We start from the raw sequence: 12624 nt of genomic DNA on the forward strand, positions 1-12624 counted from the left end.
AGGATCATCCGTTTAGCGGACAATATTCGTTCAGGTCAACCGTTCCTTCCGGGGAGCGGTTTTCTTTTTTTGCTGAACGGTATCACTCGATAATTTGACAGTAACTATTAAAAGACATATATTATCATTATATTGTTACTATCAAAATAATTTGTTATCTGAAAAAGGGGCTGCGGGCATGAATAACGATCCGAATTGGGGAAGAGCGCTGGTCATTGGAGGCAGTATGGCGGGAATGCTGGCCGCACGGGTGCTGGCGGAGTATTATGACGAGGTTCTCGTCGTGGACAAGGACGACTTTCCGGGTACGCCCGGGAACCGTCCCGGCACGCCTCAGGCGTATCACCCGCACCGGCTGCTGCCGCGCGGCAAGCTCATTCTGGAGAGCTTGTTCCCCGGCTGGCTGGACGATTTGCTGGCGCAAGGGGCTTTCCCGAAAGAGGGCAAGCGCATCCGGTCCGTCAGCGTTTACGGAACACTCGAAGTGATTGACCGAAAAGATGCGGGTGCCAGCCGGGCTTTGCTGGAATGGGTCATTCGCCGGCGCCTACAAGCGCTCCCCAATGTGCGGTTTGCGAACGGATGCGAAGCGACGGGGCTGCAGATGGCTTTGGACGGCGCAACAGTTACAGGCGTTACGGTTCGGGAACGGGGTAAGACGGTGCAGTCCACGACGCTCGAAGCCGATCTGGTACTGGATGCTAGCGGACGGTCCTCCAAGCTGGTAAAATGGCTTCAGGCTCTCGGCTATCACGTGCCGGAACCGGAACGTCTAAAAGCTTCGCTCGGTTACAGCACGCGCTATTACAGAATCCCTCCGCACATTGCGGAGCAATGGAGCGTAGTCGTCACGGAAGGCGTTCCGGCCAAAGGAGTCGGCACCGCTGTATTCGGACCGGTTGAGCAGGATACGGCCGAAGTCGTACTATATTACGCGGGCGGTCAGCGTTACCCGACGACCGATGCCGGGCTATACGAACAGGAGCTGGCCGCTCTGCTGGACCCTTCGATTGCGGGGCTGCTGCAAGCGTGCGAGCCGCTGGGGCCGCCGCGCGGGTACCGAGTGCCGGAATGCTTCCGGCAGCGCTTCGAGCGGATGGAGCGGTGGCCGTCCGGGCTGCTTGTGATGGGGGACGCACTCTGCAACTTCGATCCGATTTACGGTCAAGGAATTACCGTCGCTGCCATCGAAGCGGAATTGCTGGCCGCTCAATTGCGCGAACGGCGTACCCGGCCGAAGCCGTTCTTCGAACGCGAGGCATTGAGGCGAATGCAGGAGGCAATCGATCCCGCCTGGTGGCTCACGGCCGTTGCCGACCTGTGCTGGCCCGGCGTGGAATACACGGGATCGCATTCGCGGGAAGGGATCGCCTTCGCCCAAAAATATTTTGAACTGTACCGCAAGCAAGCCGTCGGCAAGCCTGATATGGAATTATTCGGTAAATACATGATGATGAACGGCTTGCTCTTATCGCCGCGGGAATTATTGAACGCGGAAGCGGTCCGCGCCGTGCTGAACGCCGATGGATCGGGCGAGGGAGAGCGGCTGTTAGCCGAATTTGCGATGGAGGATCGGGATCATCAGCTGGAGCAATTTCTGGAGCGGACCATCCCGGCGGGAAGCTATAAATAAAACAAGATCGGAGAGTGTACAGGATGCCACCGGACGATAAACGAACCATGGGGCTGCGCGAGCGCAAAAAAGCAAAGACCATGGCAGCGGTTCAAATGCACGCGCTGCGGCTGTTCCGCGAGCTGGGCTATAACGCCACGACGGTGGAGCAGATTACGGAGGCAGCGGAGATTTCGCCCAGCACTTTTTTTCGGTATTTTCCCACCAAGGAGGACGTGCTGCTAAGTGACAATTACGATCCCGTTCTCGTTGACGCCTTTGAAGCTCAGCCGTCAGATCTGAGTCCTCTACAGGCGTTGCGCGGGGCCATGGTTTCGGCAATTGCCGACATGTCTGCCGATGAGCTCGCCACGATGCGTGAACGAAATCAGCTCATCATGACGGTGCCGGAGCTGCGGGCCGCAGCGCTGAACAACCTGACCCAGACGATGCAGCTGATCGCGGAGCTGGCAGCCAAGCGCACCGGCCGAGAGCCGGACGACGCAGCCGTGCGAACCTTCGCCGGAGCGGTCATCGGCGTCAACATCTCGGTGATGCTTCACTATGCGAAACATCCGGATGCGGACTTCGCCGGATTGCTGGACGAAGCGCTGAGTAAGCTGGAAGCGGGCCTACCGTTGTGAAAAGCAAAAACCGTTATCGTCGACCATCGATAACGGTCAGATTGTTGAGAATGAGTTTTAACAAAAATAGAGAACCATACGGAGGTGGGGTATCTACTGGAGGAGCGATAGCGTTCGCCTTTGTCTGCGGGAAATACCCGCTGCTAAGCAGCTTCCAATAAAAATTTCCTGCAGACAAGAGCGACCGGAAGTAGATACCCCACCCCCTCGTACACTCTATATTGCTCAACAAGCTCACCGTTACCGTCATCGTTCGATAACGGTTTTTTGCTTATTCAACGCGAATGAAGCGGGCACATCCAAGCGGTAGCCTATGCCCCAGACCGTGCGAAGCATCGAGGCGGCAGGCGGCGAGACGGCGTGCATTTTTTCCCGGATGCGCCGGATATGGGAGTCCACCGTCCGAAAATCCACGATCACCTCGTACTTCCATACTTCCTTCAGCAGCTCCTCGCGAGTCAACGTCTTATTCTCGTTCAATGCAAAATAACGCAGCAGCTCGTACTCCTTCAAAGTCAGAGCGATCTCGTGACCGTCGATCAGCACGCGCCGGGCCAGGTGCTCAATGACTAAATGCGGCAGCACGATGTCGTGGCGCGATTTGTTTTCCAGCCGGAGCCGTCCCGGAGCGGTGCGCTTCAGAATCGCATGGATGCGGCAGATCAGCTCGCGCGGACTGAACGGCTTCAGCACATAATCGTCCGCTCCGGCTTCGAAGCCGAGGAGGCGGTCGCTTTCGTCCGCTTTGGCCGTCAGCAGGATTACCGGCGTCGTCTTGACCTGTTTGAGCAGCCGGCAAATCTCGGGACCGTTCAGTCCGGGCATCATCCAATCGAGCAGCAAAATATCGTAATCGCGGTCCAAAGCCATTTGCAGCGCCTGCGTTCCGTCTCCGGTTTCGTCCACGGCGGCGCCGTCTTTATTCAAATACAGGTTCAATATGCGGCGGATCCGGTCCTCGTCGTCAGCGATAAGCATCTTGTAAGCTAAGGTCATGACAGTTCCTCCTTCACGCTTCTCATTGTAGTCTTAGAATGCCCTGAGGGCATGCCTCGAATGAGTCATTTCGTCGTCGGTCCGGTGAACAAAGCTTGTCTCCTTTGTGACAGCGAGATGGCCCTTTCGTGTCATAGGAACCGGGGGCGAAATTAGGTAAGATGGAGGGGATGCCAGGAGACGAAGAAGTAAAGGAGGCTTTGAGCTTGGACTTTCAGTTGATGATGGAAACGTACGGATTCCGGGTAGTGTGGGGGCCGGAGATGTTTCTGACGGTTGCGCTGGCGGCCGTATTTTACATGCGCTACAAGGGCGGCACGGTGTCCGGACGGCAGATGGCGAGCTTTTTTGTCGGGCTGTTCCTGCTGTACATTGCGCTCGGAGGGCCGCTGAATCTGGGCGGGCACTTCTGGTTCAGCATCCATATGCTTCAGCAGTCCGTGATGTACCTGATCGTTCCGCCGCTGCTGCTCCGGGGGATGCCGGAAGGCTTTTTCCGGGCGCTCAGCGACAATCCGTGGAGCCGGAGGGTGATCCTTGTTTTCGGCAACCCGATCTTTGCGATGTTTTTGTTCAACGGCGCTTTTTCTTTCTATCACATCCCAATGATCTTCGATGCGGCGATGTCGAATTATGCGCTTCATAATGCGCTGCATTTGCTTCTGTTCTTCTCGGCGTTCGCTCTATGGTGGTCCTTGTTCAGTCCCGCCGGGGCGATCTATGCGATGAGCGAGCTAAAAAAAATGGGGTATATTTTCATAAACGGCATTTTGCTGACGCCGGCATGCGCGCTCATCATTTTTGCCAAAGCGCCGATGTACGAGACCTACACCGCCGGGGCGCATCTGCTTTGCCTGCCGTTCTATGCGATTCCGGTGGAGCCGGTGTCGTTCTCAAGCCCATGGCTTACGCCGCTGTCCGACCAGCAGCTGGGAGGCGTGATCATGAAGATTATGCAGGAAATTTCGTACGGCTGCCTGCTTGGCCTCGTGTTCTTCCAATGGTACCGGAGAGAAAAAGACAAAGCAGAGGACCTTCCCGATCCCCTGCTTGAGCCGACGCTGTAAGCGTTATTTTGATCCGGCGATTTGCCGGATCATTTTTAGAATCTCGTCGTTGTCCATCTCTTCGCCCATCGTATAAATTTTGCGGATTTGGCCTTCCTGGTCGACCAGGAACAGCGAAGTGACCGTATGTACGAACCCGCCGTCCTTCATCTTTTGCACCATCACGCCAAAATCTTTCGCGACGTCCGCCGTTTGTTTCTCCGTCCCGGTTAGCAGCGTCCAGCCGCTGTAATCCATCCCCATTTTGTCTCCGTACGTTTTAAACGCTTGAGGCGTATCGCGCTCGGGATCGAAGGTGACCGACAGGAAATGGACCTTATTTCCCCACATGCCGTCTTTCTTTAATTCGTTCTGCAGCTTAACCATGTTGTACGTCGTTGCCGGGCACACGTCCGGGCAATTGGTGAACAGGAATTCGACCAGACGCACTTTGCCTTTCGTATCGCTTAAAGATACCTTCCCGCCGTCCAGCCCGCTCAGCTCAAAGTTCGGCGCCTGCTTCAAGACCGGCAGGGGCGGCCCTTGGTTGAACCAGGTAAATAGGGAGATCGCAAGGGCGACCAGCAGGAGGGTGACCGTCAATTTAAACCCGTTCTTTTGAATCCATGGCTTCATCCGTGAATTGTTTAACCTCCGGTTTCGTTATCTTTTCGCCGTTCGTCTCGTATTTCGTATTCCGTGCGCGTTATTTCTTTTCGGCCAGCCAGCGGGCGACGTTGGCAATCTCCTCGTCCTTCAGGCTGCTCTTGAATGCCGGCATGCCTCCGCGTCCGTTCTGGATCACTTTGTACAACTGCTCGGCCGACAGCTTGTCGCCGACCTTTTGCAGATTCGGTCCCATTTTGCCTTCCAGGTCGTTGCCGTGACAGGCGATGCAGGATTGCTTGTAGACGGCTTCGGCGGCCTGGGCGTTCAGCGGAGCATCGGGAAGGGCCGGAGCGGCCGCCTCCTGCTTGGCCTCGCTCGAATGCCGCTGCACCTCGGCGAACAAAAATCCCATGCCCAGAACGCAGGCAATTCCGCACAGGGATACCATAATCCATCGATGCATACATGCGCCTCCTTTCATTTCCAGGATAATCCTAGCACTTTCGTTTCCGGCTTGTATATAGCACTTTGGAGTCAGACTGAAGCGCTTCCTCCTTGGATTTGTCACGAAATTGTCGATCGTCCGGCGGGAAATAGCCCGACTGAGTCATGGGGGTTTGCGGGAGGGTATGGTTAGATGGAATCACAGGAGTACGATCGTTGATCCGGACGGCGAGAAGATGCGAAACGAGCGCAGCCGGTAAGGAAAGAGAGGGGATTCCATTCCATGAGTCAACCGATTCGAATTATGCTGGCTGACGACCATGCGCATGCGCGCCAGGCGATGCGGGAAATTATTCAAGCGGACCCGGAGTTCGAGATCATATGCGAGGCGACGAACGGAAAAGAAGCGGTGATGCTGGCGGAGCAGTGGATGCCCGATGTCATTCTGATGGATATCCGCATGCCCGAATTGGACGGCCTGGAAGCGACCAAGCTGATCAAAGAACGGTTCCCGTATGTCAAAATTGTCATGGTTACGGTATCGGACGATATTACGCATTTGTTCGAGGCGCTGAAGAAAGGGGCTCAGGGCTATTTGCTGAAAAACCTTCATCCTGCGTCCTGGCACGAATATTTAAGGGCCGTCGCCATCGACGAAGCCCCGATGTCCCGGGAAATCGCCGTGCGTCTGCTTCAGGAGTTTTCCTCCGTCAGGCAGAGCATTCCCGATCATTCGCCGCTCACCGGACGGGAAAAGGAAATTTTGGAGTGCGTGGCCAAAGGGAACTCCAACCGGGAAATTTCGGAAATTTTATCCATCTCCGAACATACGGTGAAAAACCATCTGAAAAATATTTTGCATAAGCTGCATTTGGACAACCGGGTGCAATTGATGCGCTATGCCTATGAGAAGGGCTGGATCAGGGGATAGGAAGCTCGACTAAGCGGAAAAAACAATTTAAATCATTTAAGTGGTTGATCCTTTTTTAAAGGGTATGGTAAGTTGAGGATGTTGTTATAAAAAATTTCAGAAATGAGTGAGGTATATGAGAAAAACAGGAGCAGTCCAAACCCAAACGAAAAAAACTTGGAGGGCAACGCTTCGTTAACCCTCCAAATCATTGGAGGAAAGCGACTTGAATACTCGGTTCAAGAAATTTTTATCTTATTACAAGCCTTATTTAGGTTTGTTATTTGCGGATTTGGCTTGCGCGTTTGTGGTATCCGCCGTTACTCTGGCACTTCCCTTATGCGTCAGATACATCACCGTAAACGTTTTGGAAGAAGGCGGACCCCGTGCGCTGGAGCAAATCTACGCGATGGGTGCGGTCATGCTGGTTCTGGTCGCCTTGCATACGCTTTGCGAGATGTTCGTTTCCTATCAAGGGCATATGATGGGGGCGAAGATGGAGAGCGACATGCGAACCGAATTTTTCGATCATTTGCAAAAGCTGTCGTTTCGTTTCTACGACGAGCAAAAAACAGGCCAACTCATGACCCGGGCGACAAACGATATTTTCTCCATGACGGAATTATTCCATCACGGTCCGGAAGATATCCTCATCTCGGTCCTGAAGTTTGTCGGCGCCTTCATCATCCTGTTCCATATCGACGCTAAGCTTACCCTCTTCGTCTTTCTCTTCCTGCCCGTGATGGGTGTTTACGCGTGGTTTTTCAATAAGAAAATGAACAGGGCGCTAAGAAGAAGCAGGGATCGGATCGGCGATATTAACGTGCAGCTTGAAGATACGTTATCGGGAATTCGAGTCGTACAATCCTTTACCAACGAATCGGTGGAAAAGAAGAAGTTCGCTTACGAAAACAAACGGTTTGTTCAAAGCCGAAGCGACGGCTATAAAAGCGAGACCTGGTTTCACGCAGGGTTGATTGCGTTCACGCAGCTTATTACCGTCGCCCTGGTGGTCTTTGGCGGAGCTGCGATCGTCAACGCTTCTTTGGCGCTGGCCGATTTGCTTACCTTTTTTCTATTTATCGGGATCCTCATCGATCCGATTCAACGATTCGTGAATTTCGCCAGGCTTTATCAAGAAGGCATTACCGGCTTCGACCGGTTCATGGATATTTTGGAAGTGGAACCGGATATCCGAGATGTGGACAATGCCGAGGAGCTGACGCATGTTCGGGGAAACGTGGAGTTTAAAAATGTGAGCTTCAAGTACAAAGAAGACCAAGACCACGTGCTCAAGGACGTTTCTCTGCATATCAAGGCCGGAGAATACATTGCGTTGGTCGGGCCTTCGGGCGCCGGCAAAACGACCCTCTGCTCACTGATTCCCCGCTTTTACGAAGTCAGTGCGGGGCAAATTTTGCTTGACGGGACGAATATCAATGAGGTCAGCATGCGTTCGCTCAGGAGGAACATCGGCATCGTCCAGCAGGATGTCTACTTGTTCACCGGAACCGTCGCAGACAATATCCGCTACGGAAAAATCGACGCAAGCAGGGAAGAGATCATTGAGGCCGCCAAAAAGGCGAATGCGCATGATTTTATCATGTCGCTGCCGGACGGTTACGATACGGATATCGGTCAACGCGGCGTGAAATTATCCGGGGGACAAAAGCAGAGGCTGAGCATTGCGCGCGTTTTCCTGAAAAACCCGCCTGTTATCATTTTTGATGAAGCGACCAGCGCCCTGGATAATGAAAGCGAGAAGGCCGTGCAAGATTCCTTGGAGAAGCTGGCGGACAATCGCACGACCATCGTCATCGCCCACCGGTTGTCCACCGTCAGAAATGCACAAAGAATTATCGTGTTAACGGACCGGGGGATGGAGGAGCAGGGAACACATGAAGAGTTAATCGCATCGAGCGGTACCTATGCGAATTTATATAACATGCAATTAAAAATCTGACGGATTACGGTCAGGGAATAAATAAAGCGGCAGTCCGGGCCTTCATGTTACGCCCGAGGCTGTCGCTTTTATTTATGCTGACTTGCCATAGGCACTCGGAATTCTTCAAAATGTAAACAAAACCATATTTTAGGTTGATCAATCAATTGAAGGCCGTTTATAATGGAATTACAGCTTGTGTAAACGTTATCATTTGATGCTGCTTTGGAACCGAAGCTTTGATCCGAAAATGAGGAGGGAATTTCATGTTGAAAAGAGGAAAGCTGCTAAGTTTTTTTCTGCTGTTTACTCTCCTGGTCGCCTTAGTGCCCATCGGCCATGCGGATGCGGCCCCGAACTGGAATCTGGTCTGGAGCGACGAATTTAACGGCAATGCTTTAAATTCCGCCAACTGGTCTGCGGAGATCGGCACGGGCCAGAACGGGTGGGGAAACAATGAGCTGCAGTATTATACAAACCGGCCCGAAAATGTGCGGGTTGCAGACGGGAATCTCGTGATTACGGCGCGCAAGGAGTCTTATGGCGGCATGAATTACACCTCTGCGCGGATCAAAACCCAAAATTTGAAAAGCTTTACTTACGGGAAAATCGAAGCGCGCATCAAGCTGCCCTCCGGTCAGGGGCTGTGGCCGGCATTTTGGATGCTGGGCTCGAACATCAATGCGGTAGGCTGGCCTAAATGCGGCGAGATCGACATTATGGAACGGGTCAATAACAACCCGCATATCAACGGCACCGTACACTGGGATGCGGGGGGACACGCCGATTACGGGCGGGTTTCCGGCAATCTCGATTTTTCTCAGTATCACGTGTACAGCATCGAGTGGGACTCCAAATATATTAGGTGGTTTGTGGACGGCCAGGAGTACAACGCTTTTTATATTGAAAATGGCACCGGGAACACGGAGGAGTTTCAGCAGCCGTTCTTCCTCCTGCTGAATCTTGCCGTGGGCGGCAATTGGCCCGGCAGCCCCGATCCTTCCACACCGTTCCCAGCGCAAATGCTGGTGGATTACGTGCGCGTGTACCAAGCCTCGCCGGGCATTGTTAACGGAGGCATTTATACGATAGCCTCCAAAGCCAGCGGCAAGGTGATGGATGTTGTGGACGTGTCGACGCAGAGCGGGGCCAAAATACAACAATGGACCAACTATGTCGCCAATAACCAGAAGTTCAAAGTGGAGAGCACCGGGGACGGCTATTACAAGCTCACAGCCGTTCACAGCGGAAAAGTGCTGGATGTGCCTAACTCGTCGACTTCCAGCGGCGTGCAGCTGCAGCAATGGGACGATAACGGCAGCGCTGCGCAAAGATGGAGTATCGTCGATGTAGGAGGCGGCTATTTCAAGCTTGTTTCCAAAGCGAGCGGACTGATCGCGGATGTATCCGGCTCCTCGACCGCTGACGGCGCGGCGGTCCAGCAGTGGAGCGACAATGGAACGGATGCGCAAAAGTGGTCGTTTGTCAAAGTGAACTGACCCGTCAGCGCTAAGCCAGCAGCACTAAAGCAGCCTTCTTTCGTCAAAGGCTGCGACGACAAAGAAACCGTCTCTTGTCCAATGGGGATCATGCCTCCATTGGGCAAAGAAACGGTTTCTTTTTTTACGATTTACGAAGCGGGGAGCCGTAAGCCGTTCTATGCCTTACGGGCGCTCCATGCGGGCTACGCTTTGGCGCAGCGCGCCCTGAACTGTTCGGCGGCAGCGACCATGTTGCGCAGGGAAGCGACCGTTTCTTCGATGCCTCTCGTCTTGAGCCCGCAATCCGGGTTGATCCAGAACAGCTCCGGCTCCAAAACGGACAGCGCGCGTTCGATCGTGCGGACCATCTCGTCGACGGCCGGCACCCTCGGGCTGTGAATGTCGTACACGCCCAGACCGATGCCCTGATCGTAGGTGTGCTCGTCGAAGCTCTGCATCAGCTCGCCGTGGCTGCGCGACGTTTCGATGGAAATGACGTCCGCATCGAGAGCGCGGATCGCGTCGATAATGTCATGAAACTCGCAGTAGCACATATGCGTGTGAATTTGCGTTGTGTCTTTCACAGCGGCGGAGGTCAAGCGGAAAGCGTGCACCGACCAGTCCAGGTAATGCTGCCAATCCTGCTGTTTCAACGGCAAGCCTTCGCGCAGCGCGGGCTCGTCGATCTGGATCATGCCGATGCCAGCCGTTTCCAGCGCCTCCACCTCCTGGCGCAGCGCCAAGGCGATCTGGTAGGAGACTTGCTCCCGGGAGATATCGTCGCGGACGAACGACCAGTTCAGGATGGTGACCGGACCGGTAAGCATGCCCTTGACCGGCTTGCACGTCAGCGATTGCGCATAGACTGTTTCTTCCACCGTCATCGGCTGGACGAATTCGACATCGCCGTAGATGACCGGCGGCTTAACGCAGCGGGAGCCGTACGATTGAACCCAGCCGTTCCGGGTGAACAGGAAGCCGTCCAGCTTCTCGCCGAAAAACTCCACCATGTCCGTCCGTTCGAACTCGCCGTGCACCAGCACGTCCAAGCCAAGCTCTTCCTGAATCTTGATCCACGCTTGAATTTGCTCCTGAATGAAGGTCCGGTACTGCGCTTCGTTCCATTCCCCGGTTCTCCAGCGTTTGCGCGCTTGTCTCACTTCCGGCGTCTGCGGGAAGCTGCCGATCGTCGTTGTCGGCAGGAGCGGGAGCTGGAATTTATTTTGCTGGAGAATATGGCGCACGGAATAAGAGCTTTGTCTGGCCGATGGACCTCCGGCAATATGCCGGGTGGCCGCGCGCACAGTTGCCCGGTTGCGGAACGGAGAATCGTTCAGTTCCCGGACAAGCCGTGCGCTTGCTTCCAGTCCGGACCGTACGGCGTCCGTTCGTTCCCCGGCCGCCGCCTTGCTCAGCAGAACGACTTCGTCCAGCTTCTCGTCGGCGAAGGCCAGGAAGGGCAGCAGTTCGGCGTTCGCCTGTTCTTCTGTCCGGGTCGTCACCGGGACGTGCAGCAGGCTGCAGGAAGGCTGAACAATCAACGTCCCCGACGGGACGAGAGCGGACACTTCATCCAGCAGTTGCAGCTTGGCTTCGAGGTCGGCCAGCCATACGTTGCGCCCGTCGATCAATCCGATGCCCAGCGCCTTGTCGGCCGGGAACCCATGCGTCCGCAGGGCGGCGATATTCCGCTCCGCTCCGTGGACGAAATCGAGTCCGATGCCTTGAACCGGCAGGGCGACCGTCCGCTCGAAGTGCTCGACCGAATCGAAATACGTCTGCAGCATCAGCTTCAGACCGGGAGCGGCTGCATGAAGCTGCGAATAAATGTCTGCGATTCGCTCCATATCGGTCTCGGATAAGGACGTAACCAGAATCGGCTCGTCGATCTGCACCCATGCCGCGCCTTCCTGCTCCAGTTCGGTCAAAATTTGTTTGTACAGCGGCAGGAACAATTCGATCAAGGCGTCCAGCTGCTCCGGCGCATAGCCTTTGGACAGCTTCAGGAACGTATACGGTCCGATCAGAACCGGCTTCCCGTCGATCCCGAGCTTGCGCTTCGCTTCGCGGTAAGCCTCCAGCGGCTTGTTCACGGTCAATGCCGGAGTCAGACCGTTCAACTCGGGCACGATGTAGTGGTAGTTCGTGTTGAACCATTTGGTCATCTCGCACGCCGGAGCGCCTTGGGTTCCGCGCGCCATAGCATAATAGGTTTGAAGCGGGACAGGCCCACCGTCATAAGCAAAGCGTTTCGGAACGAGCCCGAACATCGCCGCCGTATCGAGCATATGGTCGTATAACGAAAAATCGCCTACCGGAATGAGCTCGATTCCTTTTTCCTGCTGAACCTTGAGATGCGCCAAGCGGAGCGTTTCGAGCCCGCTTACAAATTGCTCCTCCGGCAATTTGCCCGCCCAGAACGATTCCAGAAGCTTTTTCCATTCCCGTTGTGCCCCGATACGCGGGTATCCGATATTGCTGCTTACGATCCGACTCATGTTTAAAAGCCTCCTCAGGTTTTATTTTTTCTGCTATTTAAATCCTCAAAATGAAAAAAAGGCATCTTTATCCTAAAGCGAAAAAGGATAAAGATGCCCCTCGTTGAATACGCACGGCGGCTGCCATCTTTAACACCTCCCTATCTCCCGTAGGTAAAGCAGTGCTGTCAGAACAGGCAGGTCTCCTGGCTCCGGAATCATGGTTTTGCGCCGGCCTTCCCAATCCGCAGATCAGTGGCTAAGTATGGCGTAAAACTCCTCCGTTACAGTGGCGGGACCGCGCCGGTTTTTCACCGGCTTCCCTTTTAAGCTCCGATACGCGAACGTAGGGGAGCACCTGTTCCCACAATATTCAGTTATGATTCTGTATCAATATACAACTAAACCGATAGATTATACAAGTATAATTTTTAAACAGCGATAGTTCCAGAGAAGCGGAACC

Annotated in this window: 10 protein-coding genes and 1 riboswitch; of the genes, 6 read left to right on the forward strand and 4 right to left on the reverse strand. The window is 54.4% G+C overall.

The window, feature by feature from the left end; all coding sequences use genetic code 11:
- Positions 1–178 precede the first annotated feature (178 nt).
- Together ET33_RS03755 and ET33_RS03760 are read left to right on the forward strand one after the other, a co-directional pair.
- Positions 179–1633, forward strand: a complete 1455-nt coding sequence (locus ET33_RS03755; protein ID WP_036676714.1) for an FAD-dependent oxidoreductase — start codon at positions 179–181, stop codon at positions 1631–1633.
- Between the two features lie 23 nt (positions 1634–1656).
- Entirely contained in the window at positions 1657–2256 is a 600-nt protein-coding gene (locus tag ET33_RS03760) for an acyl-CoA-like ligand-binding transcription factor (RefSeq protein WP_036676718.1), read from the forward strand.
- Between the two features lie 246 nt (positions 2257–2502).
- Here ET33_RS03760 and ET33_RS03765 read toward each other — a convergent pair whose 3' ends face one another.
- A complete protein-coding gene (locus ET33_RS03765; RefSeq protein WP_036676720.1) occupies positions 2503–3252 on the reverse strand; it encodes a response regulator transcription factor in 750 nt (249 codons plus the stop codon).
- Between the two features lie 206 nt (positions 3253–3458).
- On the opposite strand from ET33_RS03765, the gene ET33_RS03770 reads away from it, so the two are divergent.
- Positions 3459–4319, forward strand: coding sequence for a cytochrome c oxidase assembly protein (locus ET33_RS03770; RefSeq protein ID WP_235206636.1), 861 nt, complete (start codon positions 3459–3461; stop codon positions 4317–4319).
- Positions 4320–4322: 3 nt separating this feature from the next.
- On the opposite strand, the gene ET33_RS03775 is transcribed toward ET33_RS03770, so the two are convergent.
- Positions 4323–4934 carry an SCO family protein gene (locus tag ET33_RS03775; protein ID WP_036676724.1) on the reverse strand — a complete coding sequence of 204 codons (612 nt, stop codon included), beginning with the start codon at positions 4932–4934 and terminating at the stop codon, positions 4323–4325.
- Between the two features lie 70 nt (positions 4935–5004).
- Positions 5005–5370, reverse strand: coding sequence for a c-type cytochrome (locus ET33_RS03780; RefSeq protein WP_036676726.1), 366 nt, complete (start codon positions 5368–5370; stop codon positions 5005–5007).
- Positions 5371–5634: 264 nt separating this feature from the next.
- Here ET33_RS03780 and ET33_RS03785 point away from each other — a divergent pair, with 264 nt between their 5' ends.
- From ET33_RS03785 to ET33_RS03795, 3 genes are all read left to right on the forward strand, one after another.
- Positions 5635–6282, forward strand: coding sequence for a response regulator (locus ET33_RS03785; RefSeq protein WP_010498018.1), 648 nt, complete (start codon positions 5635–5637; stop codon positions 6280–6282).
- A gap of 205 nt (positions 6283–6487) precedes the next feature.
- Positions 6488–8224: an ABC transporter ATP-binding protein gene (locus ET33_RS03790; RefSeq protein WP_036676730.1), complete on the forward strand. Its 1737-nt coding sequence runs from the start codon at positions 6488–6490 to the stop codon at positions 8222–8224.
- 245 nt (positions 8225–8469) lie between these two features.
- Positions 8470–9702: an RICIN domain-containing protein gene (locus tag ET33_RS03795; protein ID WP_036676733.1), complete on the forward strand. Its 1233-nt coding sequence runs from the start codon at positions 8470–8472 to the stop codon at positions 9700–9702.
- Positions 9703–9887: 185 nt separating this feature from the next.
- Here ET33_RS03795 and metE read toward each other — a convergent pair whose 3' ends face one another.
- A complete protein-coding gene (gene metE / locus ET33_RS03800) occupies positions 9888–12182 on the reverse strand; it encodes a 5-methyltetrahydropteroyltriglutamate--homocysteine S-methyltransferase (protein ID WP_036676735.1) in 2295 nt (764 codons plus the stop codon).
- Positions 12183–12340: 158 nt separating this feature from the next.
- Positions 12341–12538, reverse strand: a riboswitch (cobalamin riboswitch).
- Positions 12539–12624 lie beyond the last annotated feature (86 nt).

The organism is Paenibacillus tyrphae (assembly GCF_000722545.1).
GTDB lineage: Bacteria > Bacillota > Bacilli > Paenibacillales > NBRC-103111 > Paenibacillus_G > Paenibacillus_G tyrfis.

Coding starts and splice junctions, on each gene's coding strand:
- ET33_RS03795 (WP_036676733.1), top strand. CDS start 8,470: ATGTTGAAAAGAGGAAAGCTGCTAAGTTTTTTTCTGCTGTTTACTCTC.
- ET33_RS03765 (WP_036676720.1), bottom strand. CDS start 3,252: ATGACCTTAGCTTACAAGATGCTTATCGCTGACGACGAGGACCGGATC.
- ET33_RS03775 (WP_036676724.1), bottom strand. CDS start 4,934: ATGAAGCCATGGATTCAAAAGAACGGGTTTAAATTGACGGTCACCCTC.
- metE (WP_036676735.1), bottom strand. CDS start 12,182: ATGAGTCGGATCGTAAGCAGCAATATCGGATACCCGCGTATCGGGGCA.
- ET33_RS03780 (WP_036676726.1), bottom strand. CDS start 5,370: ATGCATCGATGGATTATGGTATCCCTGTGCGGAATTGCCTGCGTTCTG.
- ET33_RS03755 (WP_036676714.1), top strand. CDS start 179: ATGAATAACGATCCGAATTGGGGAAGAGCGCTGGTCATTGGAGGCAGT.
- ET33_RS03760 (WP_036676718.1), top strand. CDS start 1,657: ATGCCACCGGACGATAAACGAACCATGGGGCTGCGCGAGCGCAAAAAA.
- ET33_RS03785 (WP_010498018.1), top strand. CDS start 5,635: ATGAGTCAACCGATTCGAATTATGCTGGCTGACGACCATGCGCATGCG.